We start from the raw sequence: 23,940 nt of genomic DNA, 5'->3' as shown, positions 1-23,940 counted from the left end.
AATCCTTGTTCCGGCGTGCCTTGCGGCACGCGTTATCCCTTGACGCACACCACCTGACGCAGGGTATGCAGCACCTCAACCAGCTCACGCTGGGCGTGCATGACGTTGTCGATGTCCTTGTAGGCCATCGGAATTTCATCGATCACCGCAGCGTCCTTGCGGCATTCAACGTGCGCGGTGGCACGGATCTGGTCTTCGACGGTGAAGGTGTTCTTGGCCTTGGTACGGCTCATGGTCCGACCGGCACCGTGGCTGCAGGAGCAAAACGCTTCTTCGTTGCCCAGACCGCGCACAATGAAACTCTTGGCACCCATCGAACCGGGGATGATTCCCAGCTCGCCCTTTTTCGCCGATACCGCGCCTTTGCGGGTGACCAGGATGTCCTCGCCGAAATGTCGCTCCTTCTGCACGTAGTTGTGATGGCAGTTCACCGCTTCCAGCGCGACGTCGAACGGCTTGCGGATAATTTGCCGTGTGGCCTGAATCACCGCGTGCATCATCAACGCACGGTTCTGTTTGGCGAAATCCTGGGCCCAGCCCACTGCTTCCACGTAATCGTCAAAGTGCCGGCTGCCTTCTTCGAAGTACGCCAGATCACGATCCGGCAGGTTGGCGATGTGCTGCCGCATATCCGCCTGGGCCATCTGGATGAACAAGTTGCCAATGGCGTTGCCGACACCGCGCGAGCCGCTGTGCAACATGAACCAGACCCGGTTGGCCTCATCCAGGCACACTTCGATGAAGTGGTTACCGCTGCCCAGTGTTCCGAGATGTCCACGGTTATTGGTGTTGGCCAGTTTCGGATACTTGTCAGTGATGGCCTTGAACCGTGGATTCAGCGCCGCCCAGGCCTGGTCGGCCTGTTGTGGAATCTCGTCCCAGGCGCCTTTGTCACGACGCGACCGGGTTGAACTGCGGCCATGGGGCACCGCTTGTTCGATGGCACTGCGCAGGCCATGCAGGTTGTCCGGCAGATCAGCCGCCGTCAGCGAGGTTCGTGCGGCAATCATGCCGCACCCGATATCCACGCCGACCGCGGCCGGAATGATCGCGCCGACCGTGGGAATCACGCTGCCGATGGTCGACCCCTTGCCCAGATGGACGTCCGGCATGACCGCCAGGTGCTTGAAGATAAAAGGCATCTTCGCCGTATTCATCAACTGCTCGCGGGCTTCGTTTTCCACCGGGACGCCTTCGGTCCAGAGCTTGATCGGTTTGCCGTTGGCGACTTCCAGCAGTTGGTAAGTGTGTTCTTTCATCATCTCGATTCTTCAGGTAGTTCCACCGGCATTCAGTGCCCGTGACAAATCAGTTCGTTGGGCGGCTCATCGCTTCAGCCCATGTTTTCACTCGCTTCGACCCAGTGCCGGGGTCCGTACCGACCGGCAGTGAACGGCTCGATCACATCAAACACCGCGTCACTGAAGCCGCCGACATTCAAAATGTCATCCGATCCGCCGCCGGGCATGTCTTTCAGGTGGCCCTTTTGACGGGCGTAACGCGCGGCATTCGCCACGAAGCGGCCGTCCAGCTCCGCCACCAGCTTCAACACCTGATCCAACTGACGTTGGGCCGTGCGTAAAAGGTCGGGTTCAAGCAACCGGTGACTGCCAACTGGGCCAGTTGAGGCTTGGGGGTGTAGGCATAAGCCGCGGCTCCGGAAGCATTCAAGGTGTCGCACGCCAGCAGGCTTTTCGATTGCGTATTGAAGAAGTTGAAGTTGGCCATCGTGGCGTCTCGCTGTGTTGTCCTGTTCGTTGTGACAGATAGTGCAGCCGCTGTGCCAGTTTTTGATGACCATGGTGAATTATTTCTATCTATTTGATTTTTAACTTTTTTTGTTTTCTAGCGCACGTTCTCGAATTTTCGTCGCGACAAATAACGCCCTCGAACACTATCATTCGATATCGTCATTTATCTTTCAGGATAACCAATGCCCAGCAAACGCACCGTCGCCATCGGCTTCATCGGCGCCACCCTCGATCGCGTCGGCAAAGGCGCCAATCGCTGGAACCATTGGCGACCTAGCGTGGGCCTGTGTCAGCAACCGGACGTATTGATCCATCGCCTGGAGCTGATACACGGCACGGACGCCCGGGACGCGAGCCTGGCCGGACGCATTCGTGAGGACATTCAGCAAGTCTCGCCGGGCACAGAAGTGCGCCTGCACCCGATGGCGTTGCGCAACCCCTGGGATTTCGAAGAGGTCTACGGCGCACTCCACGACTTCACCTGCGAATACACATTCGATACCGAGCGTGAGGACTATCTGGTACACATCACCACGGGCACCCACGTCGCACAGATTTGCTGGTTCTTGCTGACCGAGGCGCGCTATCTGCCGGCACGCCTGATCCAGACCTCCCCCGCCCGCCGCAAGAGTGAAGACGAGCCGGCCACCGGCACCCACGCCCTGATCGACCTGGATCTGTCGCGCTACGACCGCATTGCCTCACGCTTCACCCACAAACGTCTGGAAGGCCTGGAATTTCTCAAGTCCGGCATCGCCACCCGCAACACCGCGTTCAACCGCTCGATCGAGCAAATCGAACGCGTAGCCGTGCGCTCGAAAGCGCCGATGCTGCTGATCGGCCCAACCGGCGCCGGCAAGTCTTTTCTCGCCCGACGCATCTACGAGCTCAAACGCAGTCGCCATCAAATGCAGGGACGCTTCGTTGAAGTCAACTGCGCCACACTGCGTGGCGACGGGGCAATGTCCGCGCTGTTCGGCCACGTCAAAGGCGCCTTTACCGGCGCGCAAAATGCCCGCGATGGTCTGCTGCGGGCCGCTGACGGCGGCATGTTGTTTCTCGACGAGATCGGCGAACTGGGGGCAGATGAACAAGCAATGCTGCTCAAGGCCATCGAGGAGAAGCGCTTCTTCCCGCTGGGCTCGGACAAGGAGGTCGACAGCGACTTCCTGATCATCGCCGGCACCCACCGCGACCTGCGCAGTCGCGTCGCCGAAGGTCTGTTCCGGGAAGACCTCTACGCACGAATCAACCTCTGGACGTTCGACCTGCCGGGCCTGGCGGGTCGCCGCGAAGACATCGAACCCAACATCGATTTCGAGCTTGAACGTCATGCGCGCGAACACGGCCAACTGGTGCGCTTCAACCTTGAAGCCCGACGGCGCTACCTGAGTTTCGCCAGCTCACGGGAAGCTGCGTGGCTGGGCAATTTTCGCGAACTTTCGGCCTCGATCACGCGCATGGCTACGCTGGCCGACAGCGGGCGAATCGATGAAGCGCAGGTCGAGGAGGAAATTGATCGGCTGCGGTATGCGTGGGGCCTGGCGCAACCGGCCGGGATGACGAATGACTTGCCGGGCGATGCCGAGACGCTGGATCTGTTCGATCGATTGCAATTGAAGGCGGTGCTGGAGGTCTGCAGACAGGCAGACAGCCTGTCGGATGCCGGCAGGCGCCTGTTCGGCGTGTCGCGACAGGCGAAGGCGCAGCCCAACGATGCGGACCGATTGAGGAAGTATCTTGGAAGGTTCGGCATTGACTGGAGCCAGTTGCGCGAGCAGTGAAGCGTCCGTGAACGCATGGATGCCGTCGGAGCCCGTGCTGGTAACTCCCAAGCTTCCACCCGTCAGCTGACCGGCACTTTACCCCGCGTCAGAACTTCCAACGTCTATCCACCTGACGCGGAAGCCCGACGATGAACAGAACCATTGCAGCCCTCATGCTTGGAAGTCTTTTATCCGCTGCTGCCCCTCTCGCGATGGCGGGAAGCACCGTTCCGCCCACCGGCATTCCCGGGGTCAACCAGGGAGGCACCGAGTCCAAGGAGGAAAAGGCCGACAAAAAGGGTGAAGAGGCCTCGGGCTCGAACTCCGGTGCAGAGGCCCATGAAACCGAGAAGGACGCGCAAACGTCCAGTGGGTCAAAGAGCGGGATTGAAGAAAAGAAACCTTGAACGCCTTTACTGCATCAGCCGATATGGCACGCACAAAAGCCGATCCCTCCGATCGGCTTTACGCTGTGACGTTCATCCCGCTTGAGCAGGCCGGGAAGATGAATTTCAGCGCTTGAGCTTGCGCTTGTTGCGGTACTGGTCGATCACCACTGCGACCACGATGATCAGCCCCTTGATGATGTCTTGAATATAGGCATCAACCCCGACAAACGTGAAACCGCTGGCCATCACCCCCAGGATCAGAGCGCCGATCACCGTGCCGGTAATGCGCCCCACCCCGCCCGCCAGACTGGTACCACCGATGACCGCGGCGGCAATCGCATCCAGTTCATAGGACATGCCCATCCCGGCCTGCCCGGTGGCGGCGCGGGCCGAGGCCACTACGCCCGCCAGCCCCGCGAGCAACCCGGCGATGCTGTAGACGATGACCAAGTGACGCTTGACGTTGATGCCGGATGTGCGCGCCGCCTGCATGTTGCCGCCGATGGCGTAGGTGTATTTCCCGTATTTGGTGTAGCGCAGCGCGATATGAAAGATCACCGCCACCACCAGAAAAATGATCACCGGCATCGCGCCATGGCCGATCGCCGTGTAGGAGTCGGAGAGCATGCTCACCGGCTGGCCTTCGGTGTAGTAACGCGCCAGACCACGGGCTGAAACCATCATGCCCAGCGTGGCAATAAACGGCGGAATCCCGGTGATGGCGATGATGCTGCCGTTGATCGCCCCCGCCAGCAGCCCGACACCGAGCCCGGCAATCACGGGAATCCAGACCGGCAAATCGGTCAGTGACGGGAACACCGCCCGGGCGAAATCCGAGGTCTGCGCCAGACTGGCCGCGATCATCGCCGACAAGGCGAGCACCGAGCCCGACGACAGGTCGATACCGGTGGTGATGATCACCTGAGTCACGCCAATCGCCAGCAGGCCGATGATCGACACCTGCAGGATCATCAACACCAACCGCTGGGAGTTCAGCAGAAAGCTCTGGTCGCGCACGATCCAGCCGAACAGTTCGAACACCAGGCCAATGCCGATCAGCACCAGGAAAATGCTCAATTCCGTCGGAAAGCGCCGGCGACTCTTGGCCGGTGCCGTGGCCGGTTTGTTTTCCAGTATCGCGTTCATAACCACTCACCTTTCTATCGCATCATCGACGGCGGCCTCGGCCACCACCGGCATCCATTAATGAACCGAGGACAGGCCCGAAGCCAGTTGCATCACCCGCTCCTGAGTCGCCTCGCTGCGGTCGAGGGTGCCCATCAGGTCGCCCTCGTGCATGACCATCACCCGGTCACTCATGCCGAGCACTTCCGGCAGTTCCGAGGAAATCATGATCACCGCCATGCCTTCGCTGGCGAGATAGGCGATGAGCCGGTAAATCTCGGCTTTGGCGCCGACATCAATGCCGCGGGTCGGCTCGTCGAGAATCAGGATTCGCGGGTTGGTCATCAGCCAGCGAGCCAGCAAGGCTTTCTGCTGATTGCCACCCGACAGGGTGTCGATGCACTGCTCCAGCGACGGGGTTTTCACTCGCAGCTTCTTGCACATGTCTTCGCACAAGGCACGCAAGGCTTTTTGCTGGATGAATCCGTGGCCGGCGTAATGCGGCAGGACGGCCATCTCCATGTTTTCCAGCACCGAGAGGCACGGAAACAGACCACTGAGCTTGCGATCCTCGGTCAACAACGCGAAGCCCTTCTCGATCGCCATGTGCGGATCGCTGATGCGCAGCACCTCGCCATCGAGACGGATCTCGCCACCGTCGCTGGGCGTGATGCCGAAGATCGCTTCGGCGACGTTGGTCCGGCCGGAGCCCATCAACCCGGCGATGCCCAGGATTTCCCCGGCATGCAGGTCGAAGGAGACACCCTTGAAGATGCCATCGAGCTTGAGGTCGCGCACCGACAGCAGCAGATCCCCGATCGGTTTTTCACGAACCGGAAACAACTGGCTCAACTCGCGACCGACCATCATCGAAATCAGACTGTCGCTGTCCATGGAATCGGCCCGCTGCAGGCCGATGTAGGCGCCGTCGCGAAACACCGCCACTTCATCGGCGATCGCGAACACTTCATTCATTTTGTGGGTGATGTAGATGATGCCTTTACCCTGGCTTTTCAGGTCGGCAATGATCGAGAACAGGTGGGCGACTTCCTTGTCGGTGATGGCCGACGTCGGTTCGTCCATGATCAGGATGTCAGAGTCATAGGACACGGCTTTGGCAATCTCGACCATCTGCCGCTCGGCGATACTCAGGTTGCCGACCAGCTCTTCGGGGTCGAGGTTGATCCGCAGGCGCGCCAGCAGTTTTGCCGTGCAGCGGCGCATTTCCCGGTGGTCGATCATGTGAAAGCCGTTGAGCTGCTCGCGGCCGATCCAGATGTTTTCGGCGATGCTCATGTGCGGCATCAGGTTGAGTTCCTGGTGGATCATCGCAACCCCGGCCTGAAGCGCTGCCAGCGGCGTTTCGAAGACCACCGGTTTGCCCCGAAGGCGCAGCTCGCCGGCATCTGGCTGATAAATGCCGGCAATGATTTTCATCAGGGTGGATTTGCCCGCGCCATTTTCGCCCATGAGCGCCAGCACGGAACCGGGGCGCACCCGCAGCTGCACATCGGACAACGCCACCACACCGGGGAAACCCTTGCTGACGTTGAAGATCTCCAGCAGGTACGGCTCTTCGACAGGTATTGCAGTGGGCGGGCTCCCCGTCAAAGGGGTGCTCGAAGCAGTCGCTGAAGCGAACATGATCAGGTACTCCATCAGCAAGGTCGCGATCGCCACCTTGCGGGCTTATTGTTGTTATTGAACGGACGGACTATTTGAACTGGTCAACGTTTTGCGGCGTGATCAGGCGGAACGGCACCCAGACCGCCGATTCGACCGGCTCGTTCTTCGCCATTCTTACTGCCGTATCGATGGAACCGTCGGCCTGACCCTTGGCGTCCTGGAACACGGAAGCGGCCAGCGAGCCCTTCTTCACGGCATCCAAGCCGTCCGGCGTACCGTCGACACCCGCAATCAATACGCTGCCTTTGGCGACACCAGCTTGCTGCAGGGCCATGGCGGCACCGATGGCCATTTCGTCGTTGTTGGAAACGACCGCGTCGAACTTGCGGCCCTGGGTCAGCCAATCGTTGACCAGAGTCATGCCTTTATCCCGCAGCCAGACGCCGCTTTGCTCCTGCTCGACCTTGATGTCCGGGTATTTGGCCAGCACCTCTTTGACGCCCTTGGTGCGGTTGGTGGTGGAGTTGTTCGCCAGGTCGCCCAGCAGAATCACGATATCGCCCTTGCCACCCATCTTGTCGGCCAGGTACTGCATCTGCATCTCGCCGGCCTCCAGGTCGTTGGAAGCAACGGTCACCACGCCTTTGGGCAGGTTAAGGTCGTCGGGACGGCGGTTGACGTAGACCAGCGGAATCCCAGACTTCACCGCCGCCTCGGTGATTTTCTTGGTGGCGGCGGTATCCACCGGATTGACCACGATGGCGTCGACTTTCTGGCTGATGAAGCTTTCGACCTGGCTCAGTTGCTTGACCACGTCGCTGCGGGCGTCTTCGAACTGCAGCTGGACGCCGTCGGGATAGGATTTGGCTTTCTTGTCCATGGACTCACGCAGGTAGGTCAGCCAGGTGTCATCGAACTGGGACATGCTGACGCCGATCTTCATATCGGCCAGCACAGCGCCGCTGGCAAACATCAGGGACAAGGCCAGTGAGGCAAAACGGGTCTTGGTCTTCATGAAAAGTCTTTCTCCACATTCTTGTTGGTTTTATGGATGAGGCATGACGATTTCAGTAAGCGGACAAGCAGTCGAGGCGTTGGATCGTATCGCGAGACAGTGAATCTGGAATCGACTTTATTGGAAAATATTTTCCACATCAACCAGTTTTAGAATTTTTATTATGATTTTGTTCCATGGCTTGTAAACTCGCTCAGCTCCACCACCTGATGACGTTTGAAACTCAGTCGCGCAGCGTCTAGCACGCGGGTTGTCGCCAGTGCATCACGGGCGTCCACGGGCAGTGGGCCACCGTTTTGCAACGCCATTTGTAGCTGCAAATAGAACTGACTCCAGCAGCCCCGTTCGGAAGGAACCCGCTCACGCTCTTCTCCGTGTTCGAACCAGCCCCAACGTCGGTGCTCCTCGACGCCCCAGCGCTCGCCTTCGGTTTTCGGCGAGAGCCCGGCCAGCGCCTGGGCCTCCTGCCCGTCCAGCCCCTCGACGCTGTAACAACCCAGCGTACCGCTCACCCGAAAGCGCGGGCCGGGGCTGTTTTGCAGGCAACTGCCGCCCAGGTGCGAAGTCACGCCGCTGGCGTGGGTCAGGGACATGAAGAAGCCGTGATCGAAGGTCTGGTCCTTTTCCAGGTAATCCAGTTCGGCGTAGACCCGTGTCACCGGGCCGAACAGCAACAGCGCCTGGTCGACCAGATGACTGCCCAGATCGCGCAGGAAGCCACCGCCGCTGCCGTTGTTGACCGACGACGGCGAGTAACGCTCGATCCGCGATTCGAAACGACTGACTTGGCCCAGCACGCCGGATTCGATGAGTTTGCGCACGGTTAAAAAGTCCGAATCCCAGCGCCGGTTCTGATAGACGCTGAGCCGCACATTCTGGCGCTCGGCCATGGTGATCAGGGTTTGCGCCTGCTGCCAGTCGGCGGCGAACGGCTTGTCGCTGACCACCGCCACCCCATGTTCGATGCCGTCCAGCACCAGTGCCGGCCGTCCCTTGAGCGGTGTCGATACCACCAGCACATCGATCCCGGCGTCCACCAACTGGCCGATGCTGTCAAAGGCCGGCACACCCGGATGCTCCGCCGCCAGCAACTGTCGGCGCTCCGCCGAACGGGTGACCACGCCGACGAACGTCGCCGCCGGCAGGCTGCTGATCAGTGGAGCATGAAAAAACCGGCCGCCGTGACCGTAACCGACAAGTCCGATGCGCATACAAGTATTTCCCTGAATAAAACGCGGCCCCTGCAGGAGCGGGCTTACCCGCGATGGCGGCGGCACATTCCACATTGATGTGTCCCGATAGACCGCTATCGCGAGCAAGCGCGCTCCCACAGGGGACCTGCGTCAGCTGTAAAAATGTGGACGATCAGGCAGTACGACATTGACGATCGCCCCGCTGTTCTGCGCTTCGATGCACGCATCGGCGGCAACCGCTGCGGCGAAGCCGTCCCACGCCGACGGTCCACCGACCTGCCCCGCCCGCACGCCATCGATGAACGCCTGCAACTCGACGTCATAGGCCGCGATGAAGCGATCCTTCCAGTCCATCAGAATCGCGTTGGACAGCTTGGCCCCGCTGCGCAATTGAACCTGGGACGGTTCCGGCAGTCTGGCGATGCCGGTCTCCCCCACCACTTCGCACTGGATGTCGTAGCCGTACTGGCAATTGACGAAAACCTCCACGTCGATCCGCGTGCCCCTGGCGGTTTCCAGCAGCACGATCTGCGGATCTTTCAAATGCGCGAGGGCTTTGCTGCTCTTGCGCGGGAACACCACCTGCACCGAGACATAATCGTCGTCGAGCAACCAGCGCAGCACGTCCAGTTCATGGATCAACGTGTCGGTGATCGCCATGTCGGTCTTGTAGTTTTCACCCACGCTCGGGTTGCGGTGGGCGCAGTGCAGCATCAACGGCTCGCCGATCTGGCCACTGTCGATCACCGATTTCAATGCGCGATAACCTTCATCGTATGGACGCATGAACCCCACCTGCACCAGCCGCTTGCCGTGGGCCACTTCGGCCTCGACGATTTTGCGGCAGCCTTCGGCGGTGACGGCCAGCGGTTTTTCGCAGAACACCGGTTTGCCCGCCGCAATGGCAGCCAGCACGAACTCTTCGTGGCTCGGACCCCACGAGGTGACGAGGATCGCCTCGACATCCGGCGCCTGGATCAGCGCGTGGCCGTCGGGATAGACCTCGGCGGTCAGTTTCAGGTCAGCGACGACCTTGGCCGCCTGCTGCAGATTGATGTCGGTAACCGCGACGACCTGGCTGTTGAGCAGGGTCTGGCTGCAACGACGGATGTGATCCTGGCCGATGGCTCCGGTGCCGATGACGCCTAGCCGCAACACCTGGGATAGCAATGACATGAAAGGATTCCTTGTGGTTGTTCGATTCAGGGCAATCAGTACTGACGGGCCTTGGCCAGTCGTTCGTTCAGGGTTTTGGCCACCGCGTCGGTGCGGGCGCTGGTGGAGACCTGCGCCACGCCGACCCGCCACCACGACAGGTAACCGTGAATCATGGTCTTGGGCAGAACCTTGATGTCGATCAGGGTCGAGACCGTCTGCAGGCGCGCATCGGCCAGTGCCGCCTGCAGGTCGTCAACGGTGTTCACCTTGTAGGTCTTGCAGCCGTAGGCTGCCGCGCTCATGGCGAAGTCCACCGGCACGAAAGCGCCGTCGAGCTTGCCGCTCTGCGGGTTACGGAAACGGAACTCGGTGGCAAAGCTGTCCATGCCGTTGCCCATCTGCAGGTTGTTGATGCAACCGAAGGTCATGTTGTCGAACAAAACTACGTTGATCTTGCGCCGCTCCTGGATCGAGGTGGCCAGTTCCGAGTGCAGCATCATGTAAGAGCCGTCACCCACCAGCGCATAGACCTCGCGCTCCGGCTCGGCGAGCTTCACGCCGAGTGCGGCGTTCACCTCATAGCCCATGCACGAGTATCCGTACTCGACGTGATAGGTATTCACCCCCTTGCTGCGCCAACTGCGCTGCAAATCGCCGGGCAGACTGCCGGCGGCAGCAACGATCACCGCGTCATCGGCGAGGGTTTCATTGAGCACGCCGAGCACGCGGCTCTGGGTCAGGCAGGAACCGGTCAGCTCGATGAATTCGCGCAACACCGCCGGATCGAGGTGGTCGTTGATTTCCGGGACGAAATCCCGGGACTGGTAGTCGATCCGATACAGGCGATCCACTTCCTCATCCAGTTGCACCCTGGCCTGACGGGGTTGATCGCCCCAACCGGAACGGTAGCCGCCCAGCGCTTCGGCCAGCGCCGACAGACCTGTCCGGGCATCCGCCAGCAGTTGCACGCCATCGAGTTTCAGGGCATCGCACGGGCTGATGTTGAGGTTGAGAAATTGCACGTCAGGGTGCTGGAACAAGGATTTCGACCCGGTGGTGAAATCACTGTAGCGGGTGCCGACCCCGATGATCAGATCCGCGTCCTTGGCCAGCAGGTTTGCCGCCAGGCAACCGGTTTCGCCAATGCCGCCGACGTTCAGCGGATGGTTGGACACCAGCGCGCTCTTGCCGGCCTGGGTTTCGGCGAAGGGAATATCGAAGCGCTCGGCGAACGTCTGCAACGCTGCGTTGGCACCCGAGTATTTGACGCCGCCGCCACAGATGATCAGCGGTTTGCGCTTGCCTTTGAACAGCGCCACGGCATCGTCAAGCATCGCGTCAGTGGCCAGACGACGCTCGATGCGGTGCACGCGTTTTTGCAGGAAATAATCGGGATAGTCGTAGGCTTCGGCCTGCACGTCCTGCGGCAGGGCCAGGGTCACTGCGCCGGTTTCGGCAGGATCCGTGAGCACGCGCATGGCGTGGATCGCGGCGGTCATCAATTGCTCGGGGCGGTTGATGCGATCCCAGTATTTACTCACGGCCTTGAACGCATCGTTGGTGCTGATGCTCAGGTCGTGGAACTGCTCGATCTGCTGCAACACCGGGTCCGGTTGACGGCAGGCATAGACGTCACCCGGCAACAACAGCAAGGGAATCCGGTTGGCGGTCGCGGTGGCAGCAGCGGTCAGCATGTTCGCCGCGCCCGGCCCCACAGACGAGGTGCAGGCGTAGATCTTGCGTCGCAGATGCTGCTTGGCAAAACCGATCGCCGCATGGGCCATGCCTTGTTCGTTGCGGCCCTGATGGACGATCAGGTCACCGCTGTCCTGCTCCAGCGCCTGCCCCAGACCCAGCACGTTGCCGTGGCCGAAAATGGTAAAGATACCGGCGACGAACTTGCTCTGAACGCCATCGACCTCGATGTACTGGTTGTCGAGGAATTTCACCAGGGCCTGGGCCATGGTCAGTCTTGTTGTAGTCATAACCTCACCTTTCAAATTCAGATCCAATCCCTGCGAGGGGCACTGTCAACTCAGGGATTTGCTCAGGTGGTCCATGCTCGCGCCGATCGCTGTCTGGATATCCGCCAGGCCATGGACACTGTCGGCGAACGGCTCAAACGACAGGTAGCCGCTATAGCCGCCAGCGAGCAGGCTGTTGATTTGTGCCGCATTGCCGAGAATGTCGTCCGCGCCCACCAGCACCCGGTGGCCATCGCCAAGGGTCGCCAGCGGCGCCTCGGTCTCCTCGACACCGGAGATGTGCACCAGCCCGGTCAGCTCGGGGAAAAACTCTTGTTCACCGGCCAGGTGGTGATGAAAGGTGTCATGCACCAGACGGAACACATCCAGCCCGCCGACTGCCTTGATCGCCTCTACCGCCGTGTGTTTGCGGCGCAGCGAGCAGGCCTTGAAACCCAGCGGCTCGATGAATCCGAGAAGGCTGTGATCACGCAGGATCGGCGCCAGCTCACTCAACGCGGTGCGCAGGCCCGACGCACGTTCGGCGACGCTGCGCGGATCGGCGCGATCGTTCAACGGGCACATCACCAGCCCCCGCGCACCACAATCGCGGGCATAGGCAGCCAGCTTCAAGGTCTGCGCGCGGCGTTCGTCACTCCACACGTCAAACGGATACAACGCGTTGATCGACAGCACGCTGATGCCGTGGGCCGCGCACAACTCACGCACGTGTTCGGGCGCGGTGCCGTCATTGATCTCGACGCCTTTGAGGTCGTTGCGGATCTCGATGGCGTCGGCCTTGAGGGCCACCGCCAACTCGATGAACGCCGGCAGGGACAAACGTGGAGCGACCATTCGATTCAGGGCAAAACGCAGGGGAGTACTCATTCTTGTTGTTCTCCGCGCAGATGATTTATTTGGCGGTCGGCATGCTGAACTCCGGGCCCTTGGCAATGCTGTCGGGCCAGCGTTGCATCACGCTCTTGTAGCGGCTGTAGAAACGAATGCCTTCTTCCCCATAGGCATGGTGATCGCCGAATAGCGAGCGCTTCCAGCCACCGAACGAATGCCAGGCCATGGGTACCGGAATGGGCACGTTGATGCCGACCATGCCGACCTTGATGCTGCGGGCGAAGGCGCGGGCGATCCCGCCATCGCTGGTAAAGCACGACACGCCATTGCCGAATTCATGGGCGTTGATCAGTGCTACGGCACTGGCGAAATCCGGCACACGCACGATGCCCAGTACAGGGCCGAAGATTTCCCGCTGATAGATGCTCATGTCGGTGGTGACCTTATCGAACAGCGTCGCGCCAACGAAAAAGCCCGCCTCGGCCCCCGGCACCTTGAAGTGGCGGCCGTCGACAATCAGCTGTGCGCCCTGGGCCACGCCCTGGTCGATAAAGCCCTCCACCCTGGCCTTGTGTTCAGCAGTGACCAGCGGCCCCATGTCGTTGTCGCCTTGCAGACCGTTGCCGACTTTCAACTGATCGATGCGCGGCAGCAGTTTGGCGATCAATCGGTCGCCGACTTCGCCGACCGCGACTGCAATCGAAATCGCCATGCAGCGCTCACCGGCCGAACCGTAAGCGGCGCCGATCAACGCGTCCGCCGCTTGATCCAGATCCGCGTCGGGCATGACGATCATGTGGTTTTTCGCGCCGCCCAGCGCCTGCACTCGCTTGCCGCGTGCGGTGGCCTGCTGGTGGATGTATTCGGCAATCGGCGTCGAACCGACAAACGAAATCGCCTCGATGTCCGGGTGCTGCAGCAAGGCGTCGACCGCCGCCTTGTCGCCCTGAACCACGTTGAATACGCCGTCCGGCAAACCGGCTTCGGTCAACAGGCGAGCCATCAGCAAACTGGCGGACGGATCGCGTTCGGACGGTTTGAGGATGAAGCAGTTGCCGGTGACCAGCGCCAGCGGAATCATCCACAGCGGCACCATCACCGGGAAGTTGAACGGCGTGACCCCGGCACAAACGCCGAGCGGCTGACGCAGGTTCCAGTTGTCGATGCCGCCGCCGATGTTGTCGCTGAACTCGGTCTTCAACAGGTTCGGTGCACCGCAGGCGAATTCGACAATTTCGATGCCTCGGGTGACTTCGCCCTTGGCGTCGGAAAAGACTTTGCCATGTTCGCGGCTGATGATTTCGGCCAGTTCGTCGTGATGACGATCAAGCAACTCCTTGAACTTGAACATTACCCGCGAACGGCGCAGGGACGATTGCTCGGACCAGGCCGGAAATGCTTTCAGCGCCGATGCGACGGCTGCGTCCACGGTCTTCTGGCTGGCCAACCCGACTCGCGCCTGAACGCCGCCGGTGGCCGGATTGAAGACATCGCTGAATCGTTCGCTACCGCTGTCCTGCACCTGACCGTCGATGTAGTGGCCTATGACCGGGGCGTCGCTCATTGTTCTTGTTCTCCGTGCGAAAGTTGGAATTCAGAGATCCAGCAGCCAGCTATGCTGCGGGTCGTTATGGAACTGCCAGACGCGCTTGGGCCCTGCCATCACATTCAGGTAATAAGACTCGTAGCCATATGGCACGCTGACCGGGTGATAGCCCTTGGGCACCACGACGAGGTCACTGTTTTCCACGGCCATGGCCTGATCGATGCTGCGGTCGTCGGTGTAGACCCGCTGGAACACGAAGCCCTGGGACGGGTTGATCTGGTGGTAGTAGGTTTCTTCGAGAAAGCTCTGGTGCGGCAGGTCGTCGGTGTCGTGCTTGTGCGGCGGGTAGCTTGAGGAGTGCCCCGACGGCGTGCGCACTTCCACCACCAGCAGCGAATGGGCCGGTTCGCTGTCCGGCAGAATGTCGCAGACATAGCGGGTATTGGCACCCTTGCCGCGCACGCTGCGCTTCATGGTTTCAGGCCTGATCAGGCGCGGACCGAGGTCCGTGGTGGTCGAACCGGGAGCGGCGCAAACCGCCACTTGCGCATCACTCAATGCCACCACCTGCGCCTGACTGCCGGGTGGCAGGTACGCGGCGAACGGGGATTTGTCTTCGAACACCGACTGGCGATCACCGAGGTTGTCCCAGTTGAAGGCCCCCTGCCCCGGCGCTTCGCCGTGGATGTCGACCCGACCGCTGAGCAGCACAAGGCACAGTTCCTTGTCGCCCGCTGCGACAGGCAAGGTTTCACCCAGGCTCAAGCGATAGGCGGCGAAGCCCACGTATTGCAGCTCACCTTCAGCCAGCTCGACCATGGTCCGGCCACGGGCATTGCTTTTGACCAGCAGGCTCATCGTGCAGCCCTCTCATCGAGCAACGCACGCAAGGTGTCGAAGCCTTTTTTCGCGTAGACATAACTCGGCGCCACTGCCGGATCCTGCTCGGCCTCGACCACCAGCCAGCCGTGGTAATCGGCCGCCAGCAGCATGTCCAGCAACTCGGCGAAGTCGATGTCGCCATCCCCCGGCACGGTGAACGTGCCGTTGATGATGCAATCGGGGAAGCTCCACAGATTGTTGCGTGCCAGTTGCACCACCGGCTTGCGCACGTCCTTGAAGTGCACGTGGCAAATGCGCGACAGGTGTTTGCGCAGCACCTGCAAAGGCTCGCCGCCGCCCATGTAGCAATGGCCCGAATCGAACAGCAGCCCGACTTCATTGCCGGTCAACGCCATCAGGGTGTCGATGTCCGACGGCGATTCGACGTAGGCGCCCATATGGTGGTGGTACGCCAGACGCACGCCTTGTGACAGCGTGAAGCGCGCCAGCTCGGTCAGCTTGTCGGCGTATTGCTGCCACGCCTGCTCAGTGTGAAAACGCGGGCGCTCGACCAGCGGAATTCTCTGGCCCTGAATGGAATCGGCCACTTCACCGTAAACCAGCACATTCGCGCCGTTCTTCGCCAGCAACTCGACATGGCTGGCAATTGCGTCGATTTCCTCGGCCACCGAACGCCGCGCCAGACGACTGGAATACCAACCGGACACCAGCGCCAGGTCATACGGGCGCAGTACATCACCAACGCCTTTGGCGTCCTTGGGAAACTTGCCGTTGAGTTCGAAGCCTTCATAACCGATGGACTTGCCTTCGCTGAGGGCGGTGCTCAGCGGCGTTTCACCGCCGAGGGACGGCAGGTCGTCGTTGCTCCAGGAAATCGGGTTGATGCCAATTCGGATAGCGGGCATGGCTGCACCTTTTATTGTTATTTCTGGAATGTTCAACCGCGGCTCAGGCCCGAGCCATACGCCAGGCATCGATCAGTTCGACGAAGGTGCCCTGTACCTGGCGGATCAGCGTCTCGTCGTCGATTTCTCCGGCCAGCCAGGCGCGACTCGGTTCCTGAAGAATCGTCCGGCCCACGGCGAACCCGCGGCAGGTCTGGCTCTGACTGGCCTGTTGAAAGCCTTCGGCCAATGCGGATGCCGGTGCATTCAGGCCCAGCAGCACCACACCTCGGCAATAGGGATCGCGCGCCCGGATCAGTTCGTCGAGCTGTTGCCATTCCTCGGCGCTTTGCGCTTCGATCTTCCACCACGCCGGATAGATGCCCAGGTTGTAGAGGCGTTTGAGCGCGCGATACAACACCTCGGGATGCGGCGAGGGATGATCCTTCGGCGGGATGATTTCCAGCAGCAGTTCATGACCGCTGACTTGCGAGGCCTGATACAGCGCCTTGATCTGCGCTTCCTGCTCCAGCCTCAGCATCGGCTCGTCGTCCGGATGGAATTGCACCAGGCATTTGATGATTTGTTCTTGCGGCCAGGCGATCAGGTTGCTGCCGATCGAGCGCCCGTGTTCGAAGGCCAGCGGCCGCGAACCCTGCACCTCGACCGGACGCGCCACCCACCAGCCACGACCGGTGGCGGCGTTCAGCGAGTCCTGGCCGAAACGCTGATCCGCCAGCAGCCCGACATCCGCCTCGATGCCCTGCTCGCGCAGATCGCTTTCGACCCGTTCCACGGCCTTGATAAACAGTTGCTTGAGTTCGCCGATGGCGCCGAGGTCGCGCCCGCCCTTCTGGGCCAGTTCCACCAATTGTCCGCGATGGTCGAAGGCAAAGATGAATAATTGCTTCCACTGTTTGCGCGGCACACTGACCTGATGCAGACGTTGCAGGGTGGCGTCCTGATCCGGCCGGGTAATCGGCACAGGGCTGCTGAACAGGTAATCGAGTTCGGCCCGGGTCGGCATCGCCGGCGCGCAGGCATGACGCGACACCACCAGACCGCCGCAGGCATTGGCCAACTGGCAGCAACGTTCGTCGCTGGCATCCTCCAGCCAACCACTGAGGAAACCCGACATGAACGCATCGCCGGCGCCCAGCACATTCAGCACCTCGACGCGCACGCCGGGATAAATCGCGCCGTCTGCAAGACGTTGCGGAATCTCGCCGTGAATCACTGTGCAACCTTGCGGACCGAGCTTGACCACCAGTGTCGCCGCGCTCAGACGCCGGACATTGCGCAGTGCGATGAGCAAATCCTCTGAACCGCCGGCCATCAGAAACTCTTCTTCGGTTCCGACCACAAGATCGAAGCGCGGGAGGATGGTCTGTACATGCTGAGTGACGTTCTGATCGGCAACGAAACGGGTTTCGCCGTCCGCCTTGCCGGCAAGCCCCCACAGGACCGGCCGGTAGTCGATGTCCAGCACTCGTTTGACGTTGTGCTTTTCGGCATAGTCCAGTGCCTGGATGCTCGCTTTGTAGACGCCGTCGGTGGAAAAGTGAGTGCCGGTGATCAGCAAAGCCTTGCTGGAGGCGATGAAAGCTTCGCTGATGTCTTCGGCCCGCAGCGCCATGTCGGCGCAATTCTCACGGTAGAAGACCAGGGGAAAGGTTTCCCGATCCTTGAGACCGAGCAGCACCATGGCGGTCAGACGCTGCGGATCGACCTTGATGCCACTGACATCGCAACCTTCACGGGCCAGGGACTCAATCAGGAAACGCCCCATGTGATCATCGCCGGTCCGGCTCAGCATCGCCGACCTGAGCCCCAACCGGGCGGTGCCGAACGCGATGTTGGCGGACGAGCCGCCGAGGTATTTGGCGAAGCTGCTCACATCCTCCAGCCGTGCCCCGACTTGCTGCGCATAGAGGTCGACGCCGAGGCGCCCGAGGCAAATCAGATCCAATTGACGTCCACTGGCAAAACGAGTCTGGCCCATGCTGGCTCCTGTTATTTTTATCAGCCTGTGCCCTACGCGGTGACCGCGCCGGACACTCTTGGTGGATGCAGACTAAAACGAGCCGGATCGAATAATCAATAAATATTCCAATTATTTTTAACATGGAATATTTTTTCCAATAAACTTCAGTACAGGTGCTCCAGACGCCGTGCATCGTTTCAGCAGGCATCGCGCTGGAGCAAGCCCAAGATTTTGTCCGGGCCGAGCCTGTAGACTGCGCACAGCCAACCTATTGTCAGGGGACGAGACGTACAACCGTCCCTATAAGAACAAGCCAGAAGGATTATTTATGTCCCGCACCGATCAGCCGGCTACCGCCGAGAGCACGCCCGAGAGCGATCTTGCCAGCCCTCCGATCAATGCCGAGCGCCTGCTGCAGCTCATCACCCGTGAATACGAAAGTCTGCCGCGCCAGCTCAAACGCATTGCCAGTTACATGAGCCAGCAAAGCGACCGGATCATGGTCGACCGCATCAGCGACATCGCCCGCGAATGCGAAGTGCACCCGTCGGCCATCGTGCGGTTTTCCCAGCGCTTCGGTTTCAGCGGTTTCAGTGAAATGCAGGCACTGTTCCGCGAGGCATACACCCATAAAGCCACGCCGGTGCAGAACTACCAGCAGCGCATTCGCAGCATGATCGCCAACAAGTCACAGAAAGCCAGCGGCGGCGATCTGGCCCGCGAATGCATCGACGCCACCCTGTCGGGCATCGAACGACTGGGCCAGGAACTCGATGACCGGGCTTTCGAAAAAGCCGTGGATCTGGTGGTCAACGCCGACAACATCTATGTGGTCGGCGTGCGTCGTTCGTTCGCCGTGGCTGATTATCTGGTCTACAACCTGCAACATACCAACAAGCGCATCCACCTGGTCTCGGGCCTCGGCGGCAGCTATCGCGAGCAGATGCGCAGCGTGCGCGCCAATGACCTGGTGATCGCCATCAGCTTCACGCCGTACGGCAAGGAAACCCAGCACTGCCTGCGCATTGCCCAGCACCATCAGGCGAAAACCCTGATCATCACCGACAGCAATCTCTCGCCGCTGGCCAAGCGCGCCAACACCCTGTTGCTGGTCAACGAAGGCAGTTCGTTCGCGTTCCGCTCTCTGAGTGCGACCCTGTGCCTGTGCCAGGCGCTGTTTATCGCTGTGGCCTATCGACTGGAGTTGAAGGTGGATGAAATTCACGAGCAGGTCGGATTTGAAGACTGAGCAGACCGCCATCCCAGCGAATCCAACAATTAAGAATTTTTATTCCACAATTTGAACAAATTGAATATTTATTCTATAAACAGGTTCTCTGAAAACAAGAACTCAAAGGATCCTGTCATGCGTGAACTCGGAATCGGCCTGATCGGCACGGGCTTCATGGGGCGCGCCCACGCTCTGGCCTTTCGCAACGTCAGCGGGGCATTCGAACTGCCCTTCACCCTTCGCCTGGCTACCCTGGCTGACGCCGATCCCGCACGCGCACAAGCCTGCGCCACCGCCTGGGGTTTTGAGCAGGCCCATGGCGACTGGCAGCGATTGATCGACGACCCCAAGGTCAACCTGATCGCCATCACCACACCTAACCACTTGCACTACCCGATGGCCATGGCCGCCCTTGCTGCCGGCAAACCGGTTTACTGCGAAAAGCCGCTGGCGGTGAACCTCGAACAAGCGCGTGCCATGCACGTGGCGGCGAAGCATGCCGGCGTCGTCACCCGGGTCGGCTACAACTACCAGCACAACCCGATCATCGGCTTGGCACGCGAGCTGATTCTGAGTGGCGAACTCGGCGAGATCATCAGCTTTCAAGGTGAATTCAGCGAAGATTTCATGGCCGATCCAGCTTCGCCCTGGTCGTGGCGCTGCGAACCCGAACATGCCGGTGGAGCACTGGCGGATCTGGGCAGCCACCTGCTCGCCATGGCGCGCTACCTGCTGGGCGATGTCGAAGCGGTGTGCGCCGATTACCAGACCGTCCATCGCCAACGCCCAACCACAACCGGCAGCCAGGAACAACGCCGCATTGCGGTCGATGACCAAGCCCATGCTCTGCTGCGTTTTGCCAGCGGCGCGCGCGGCACCTTCAGCAGCAGCTGGCTCAAGCATGGCTACAAGAATCATCTGAGTGTCGAAATCAGCGGCACCCGAGGCACCCTGGCGTTCGATCAGGAGCGCCTGAACGAACTACGCCTGTGCCGCGCCGGCCAGCACGGCTTTCAGCGTGTACTGGCCGGACCGGACTTGCCCGGCTACGCAGCATTCAGCCCGGCGGCGGGGCATCAGTTGGGCTACAACGAGCTGAAAACGCTGGAAGTGTATGAGCTGATCATGGCAGTGGCCGGGAACGGGCAAACCGGGACTGATTTCGAGGAGGCGTTTGAAGTGGAACGACTGGCGACGGCGATTCGGGTCGCGGCTGAGGAGCGACGTTGGGTGTCTGTCAGTGAAATCACTGGCTAGTTTTGTGTGGGCACAAAAAGCCGATCTGGATGATCGGCTTGAGTGTCTGACTTTGATGAGGAGGGAAACTGGATCCCCCTGCAAAAGTCACTGCTCATGAAAAAGCCCAACTCGCTAAAGTTGGGCTAAGTCATTGAAATATATGGTCGGGACGGAGTGATTCGAACACTCGACCCCTAGCACCCCATGCTAGTGCGCTACCGGACTGCGCTACGCCCCGACTAGGCGTGAAACTCGTTCTTCATCTCGAAAGACGCTCAAGAATATATCGCAAGCTTTTGAAAACTGGAAGTATTTAAAAGCAGGAAATTATTTCTTGAGAACCACCAGAACATCTTCGAGCTCGGCGATCATCTGGCGGATCATTTGCTTGTATTGGGTGGTGTCGTCTTTGGCTTCATCGCCGGACAGACGCAAGCGCGCGCCGCCGATGGTGAACCCCTGATCGTAAAGGAGCGCGCGGATCTGCCGGATCATCAGCACGTCCTGGCGCTGATAATACCGGCGATTTCCGCGGCGTTTGACGGGGTTGAGCTGAGGAAACTCCTGCTCCCAGTAGCGCAGCACGTGCGGCTTTACCGCACACAGCTCGCTGACTTCACCGATGGTGAAGTAGCGTTTGCCCGGGATGACGGGGAGTTCGTCGTTATGACTTGGTTCCAGCATAAGCCTCAACTCGGGCCTTCAACTTCTGCCCTGGACGAAAGGTGACCACACGGCGAGCCGTGATCGGGATTTCTTCCCCCGTTTTCGGGTTGCGGCCAGGCCGCTGGCGTTTGTCCCGAAGGTCGAAATTGCCGAAACCCGACAATTTGACCTGCTCGTTGTCTTCAAGAGCGTGCCTGATTTCCTCGAAAAACAGTTCTACCAATTCCTTGGCTTCCCGCTTGTTCAGGCCCAGCTCTTCATACAGACGTTCCGCCATCTCAGCTTTCGTCAAAGCCCCCATACGTCACTTCCTTAACGTGGCGTTCAACCTTTGTTCGAGCGAGGTGAGGATGTTTTGCGTCGTCGAATTCACCTCATCGTCATTAAGAGTGCGCGATGGATGCTGCCAGGTCAAGCCGACTGCAAGGCTTTTTCTATCAGGATCAATGCCTTTACCCTGATACACGTCAAATAGCCTGAGGTCTGTCAGCCATTCACCTGCATTTTCACGGATTACGTCCAGCACAGCCGAGGCTGCAACGTCTTTGTGCGCAATCAGAGCCAGGTCACGGCGCACTTCAGGAAAGCGCGACAACTCGTGGAATTTCGGCATTTTCCCCAGAGCGACTTCAGCCAGAACCAGCTCGAAGACGAAAACCGGACGGTCGAGACCCAGGGATTTCGACAATTCAGGGTGAATCGCGCCGATAAAGCCGACTTCACGCCCATCCCGCTCGATGCGTGCGGTCTGGCCCGGATGCAGCGCAGGATGCTTGCCCGGTGCAAAAGCGAACTGATCCAGCGCACCGGCAAAGCCGAGCACCGCTTCTACGTCAGCCTTGACGTCGAAGAAGTCGACAGTATCGCGACCTTGCGCCCAGCCTTCCGGCAAACGGCTGCCGCACACCACACCGGCGATCATCGGCTCTTGCTTGAGACCTTCCAGCTGACCGACAAAGCGCAGACCGCTCTCGAACAGACGAACACGATCCTGCTGACGGTTGAGGTTGTGCTGCAGCGCCTTGACCAGGCCCGGCCACAACGACGAACGCATGGCGGCCATGTCATTGGAGATCGGATTCGCCAACAGCAGCGGCTCGACGCCTGGGCTGAACAGCTCGAACTGCTTCGGATCGATGAAGCTGTAAGTGATCGCCTCCTGGTAACCACGAGCGACCAGCAGACGACGCAGTTCCGGCAAATCGCTGCGCGCTTCGGCCTTGGCCTGTGGCGCCAGACGAGCTTGCGGGTAACGAACTGGCAGGCGGTTGTAACCGTACAGACGTGCCAGCTCTTCGATCAGATCGACTTCCAGGCTGATATCGAAGCGATGGCTCGGCACTTCTACGCGCCACTGCCCTGCTCCGTCGGCGGAAACCTTCAGACCCAAAGCATTGAGCAGACGCTCGACTTCGGCCGAATCCATTTCCATGCCCAACATCTGGGTGATGCGCTGCGCACGCAGGGTAATCGGCGCGATCGACGGCAGGTGCTGCTCGCTGACGGTCTCGATAATCGGACCTGCTTCGCCACCAGTGATTTCCAGCAGCAGGCTAGTGGCGCGCTCCATGGCTTCACGGGCCAGTTGCCAGTCCACACCACGCTCGTAGCGGTGCGAAGCGTCGGTGTGCAGACCGTAGGAACGAGCCTTGCCCGCCACAGCGATCTGGTCGAAGAACGCACTTTCAAGGAATACATCGCGAGTGGTCGCGGACACGCCGCTGTGCTCGCCACCCATCACGCCGGCAATGGCCAGAGCACGAGTGTGGTCAGCGATCACCAGCGTATCGTTACGCAGGCTGACTTCCTGACCGTCGAGCAGCACGAGCTTCTCGCCCTCTTCCGCCATGCGCACCCGGATGCCGCCATTGATTTCGGCGAGATCGAAGGCGTGCAGCGGCTGACCCAGCTCAAGCATCACATAATTAGTGATGTCGACGGCGGCGTCGATGCTGCGGACTTCGGCGCGACGCAGGCGCTCAACCATCCACAGCGGCGTCGGCTTGGACAGGTCAACGTTACGAATGACACGGCCCAGATAACGCGGGCAGGCGGCAGGTGCCAAAACTTCTACCGAGCGCACCTCGTCATGCACCGCTGGAACGGCCATCACCACCGGGCGAGTGACCGGAGCGTCGTACAGCGCGCCAACTTCACGGGCCAGACCGGCCAGGGACAGGCAGTCGCCACGGTTCGGAGTCAGATCGACTTCGATGCTGGCATCTTCCAGGTCCAGATAAACACGGAAATCTTCGCCCACCGGCGCATCGGCCGGCAGCTCCATCAGACCGTCATTGCCTTCACCGACCTGCAGCTCGGATTGCGAGCACAGCATGCCGTTGGATTCGACACCGCGCAGCTTGGCCTTCTTGATCTTGAAGTCGCCCGGCAGCTCGGCACCGATCATCGCGAACGGAATCTTCAGGCCCGGACGCACGTTTGGCGCACCGCACACGACCTGAAAAGTTTCCGCGCCATTGCTGACCTGGCATACGCGCAACTTGTCGGCATCGGGATGCTGCTCGGTGCTCAGCACCTCGCCCACCACCACGCCACTGAAAACACCGGCGGCCGGCGTAACGCTATCGACCTCAAGACCGGCCATCGACAGACGGGCAACCAGCGCGTCGCGATCCACCTGCGGGCTGACCCAGCCACGCAGCCATTGTTCACTGAATTTCATCCTGCTCTCCTAAGAATTCGTTACG

General features: G+C 60.4%; 19 protein-coding genes, 1 tRNA gene and 1 pseudogene. 4 read left to right on the top strand and 17 right to left on the bottom strand.

What is annotated here, in order from left to right; translation table 11 throughout:
* Positions 1-32: 32 nt before the first annotated feature.
* On the bottom strand, positions 33-1,259 hold the full coding sequence (locus tag ACKJSM_RS23750) for an RtcB family protein (protein WP_236180744.1): 1,227 nt from the start codon (positions 1,257-1,259) through the stop codon (positions 33-35).
* Positions 1,260-1,462: 203 nt separating this feature from the next.
* A pseudogene (locus ACKJSM_RS23745) lies at positions 1,463-1,728 on the bottom strand (RNA-binding protein); the annotation flags it as partial.
* Positions 1,729-1,933: 205 nt separating this feature from the next.
* Between ACKJSM_RS23745 and rtcR the strand changes: the two are divergent.
* On the top strand, positions 1,934-3,535 hold the full coding sequence (gene rtcR / locus ACKJSM_RS23740; protein WP_410239025.1) for an RNA repair transcriptional activator RtcR: 1,602 nt from the start codon (positions 1,934-1,936) through the stop codon (positions 3,533-3,535).
* Between the two features lie 131 nt (positions 3,536-3,666).
* Positions 3,667-3,924, top strand: a complete 258-nt coding sequence (locus ACKJSM_RS23735; RefSeq protein WP_410239024.1) for a hypothetical protein — start codon at positions 3,667-3,669, stop codon at positions 3,922-3,924.
* 105 nt (positions 3,925-4,029) lie between these two features.
* Here the strand turns inward: ACKJSM_RS23735 and ACKJSM_RS23730 are convergent, their stop codons facing one another.
* The 11 genes from ACKJSM_RS23730 to iolC form a co-directional block, all read right to left on the bottom strand.
* Entirely contained in the window at positions 4,030-5,052 is a 1,023-nt protein-coding gene (locus ACKJSM_RS23730) for an ABC transporter permease (protein ID WP_410239023.1), read from the bottom strand.
* A gap of 57 nt (positions 5,053-5,109) precedes the next feature.
* On the bottom strand, positions 5,110-6,675 hold the full coding sequence (locus tag ACKJSM_RS23725) for a sugar ABC transporter ATP-binding protein (RefSeq protein WP_410239022.1): 1,566 nt from the start codon (positions 6,673-6,675) through the stop codon (positions 5,110-5,112).
* Positions 6,676-6,745: 70 nt separating this feature from the next.
* A complete protein-coding gene (locus tag ACKJSM_RS23720) occupies positions 6,746-7,672 on the bottom strand; it encodes a sugar ABC transporter substrate-binding protein (protein WP_410239021.1) in 927 nt (308 codons plus the stop codon).
* A gap of 161 nt (positions 7,673-7,833) precedes the next feature.
* Complete coding sequence (locus ACKJSM_RS23715; RefSeq protein WP_410239020.1) at positions 7,834-8,883, bottom strand: Gfo/Idh/MocA family protein; 1,050 nt, start codon at positions 8,881-8,883, stop codon at positions 7,834-7,836.
* Positions 8,884-9,015: 132 nt separating this feature from the next.
* Positions 9,016-10,041 (bottom strand): Gfo/Idh/MocA family protein, encoded by a 1,026-nt coding sequence (locus ACKJSM_RS23710; RefSeq protein ID WP_410239019.1) that lies wholly within the window; start codon positions 10,039-10,041, stop codon positions 9,016-9,018.
* Between the two features lie 35 nt (positions 10,042-10,076).
* Entirely contained in the window at positions 10,077-12,008 is a 1,932-nt protein-coding gene (gene iolD / locus ACKJSM_RS23705) for a 3D-(3,5/4)-trihydroxycyclohexane-1,2-dione acylhydrolase (decyclizing) (protein ID WP_410239018.1), read from the bottom strand.
* Between the two features lie 45 nt (positions 12,009-12,053).
* A complete protein-coding gene (locus ACKJSM_RS23700) occupies positions 12,054-12,875 on the bottom strand; it encodes a TIM barrel protein (RefSeq protein WP_410239017.1) in 822 nt (273 codons plus the stop codon).
* A 25-nt stretch (positions 12,876-12,900) separates the two neighbouring features.
* A complete protein-coding gene (locus ACKJSM_RS23695) occupies positions 12,901-14,403 on the bottom strand; it encodes a CoA-acylating methylmalonate-semialdehyde dehydrogenase (protein ID WP_410239016.1) in 1,503 nt (500 codons plus the stop codon).
* Positions 14,404-14,433: 30 nt separating this feature from the next.
* Positions 14,434-15,243, bottom strand: coding sequence for a 5-deoxy-glucuronate isomerase (gene iolB / locus ACKJSM_RS23690; RefSeq protein ID WP_410239015.1), 810 nt, complete (start codon positions 15,241-15,243; stop codon positions 14,434-14,436).
* Positions 15,240-16,133, bottom strand: a complete 894-nt coding sequence (iolE, locus tag ACKJSM_RS23685) for a myo-inosose-2 dehydratase (protein WP_410239014.1) — start codon at positions 16,131-16,133, stop codon at positions 15,240-15,242. The genes iolB and iolE overlap by 4 nt, the downstream gene beginning before the upstream one ends.
* A gap of 43 nt (positions 16,134-16,176) precedes the next feature.
* Entirely contained in the window at positions 16,177-18,114 is a 1,938-nt protein-coding gene (gene iolC / locus ACKJSM_RS23680) for a 5-dehydro-2-deoxygluconokinase (RefSeq protein WP_410239013.1), read from the bottom strand.
* A 310-nt stretch (positions 18,115-18,424) separates the two neighbouring features.
* Here iolC and ACKJSM_RS23675 point away from each other — a divergent pair, with 310 nt between their 5' ends.
* Together ACKJSM_RS23675 and ACKJSM_RS23670 are read left to right on the top strand one after the other, a co-directional pair.
* Positions 18,425-19,345, top strand: coding sequence for a MurR/RpiR family transcriptional regulator (locus ACKJSM_RS23675; RefSeq protein ID WP_410239012.1), 921 nt, complete (start codon positions 18,425-18,427; stop codon positions 19,343-19,345).
* A gap of 117 nt (positions 19,346-19,462) precedes the next feature.
* On the top strand, positions 19,463-20,584 hold the full coding sequence (locus tag ACKJSM_RS23670) for a Gfo/Idh/MocA family protein (protein ID WP_410239011.1): 1,122 nt from the start codon (positions 19,463-19,465) through the stop codon (positions 20,582-20,584).
* Positions 20,585-20,727: 143 nt separating this feature from the next.
* Here the strand turns inward: ACKJSM_RS23670 and ACKJSM_RS23665 are convergent.
* The 4 genes from ACKJSM_RS23665 to pheT all read right to left on the bottom strand — a co-directional run bounded on the left by ACKJSM_RS23665 (position 20,728) and on the right by pheT (position 23,915).
* Positions 20,728-20,804, bottom strand: a tRNA-Pro gene (locus ACKJSM_RS23665).
* Positions 20,805-20,893: 89 nt separating this feature from the next.
* Complete coding sequence (locus tag ACKJSM_RS23660; RefSeq protein WP_003179985.1) at positions 20,894-21,250, bottom strand: MerR family transcriptional regulator; 357 nt, start codon at positions 21,248-21,250, stop codon at positions 20,894-20,896.
* Positions 21,231-21,533, bottom strand: coding sequence for an integration host factor subunit alpha (gene ihfA / locus ACKJSM_RS23655; RefSeq protein ID WP_002553164.1), 303 nt, complete (start codon positions 21,531-21,533; stop codon positions 21,231-21,233). Before ihfA ends, ACKJSM_RS23660 begins: the two co-directional genes overlap by 20 nt.
* Positions 21,534-21,536: 3 nt before the next feature.
* On the bottom strand, positions 21,537-23,915 hold the full coding sequence (gene pheT, locus ACKJSM_RS23650) for a phenylalanine--tRNA ligase subunit beta (RefSeq protein WP_410239010.1): 2,379 nt from the start codon (positions 23,913-23,915) through the stop codon (positions 21,537-21,539).
* Positions 23,916-23,940 lie beyond the last annotated feature (25 nt).

Origin of the sequence: Pseudomonas sp. PHC1 (genome assembly GCF_046487845.1) — a bacterium.
In the GTDB taxonomy this organism is placed as follows: Bacteria; Pseudomonadota; Gammaproteobacteria; order Pseudomonadales; family Pseudomonadaceae; genus Aquipseudomonas; species Aquipseudomonas sputi.
Note: the sequence above shows the minus strand (reverse complement) of the source record. Positions and strands in the feature narration are given on the sequence as shown.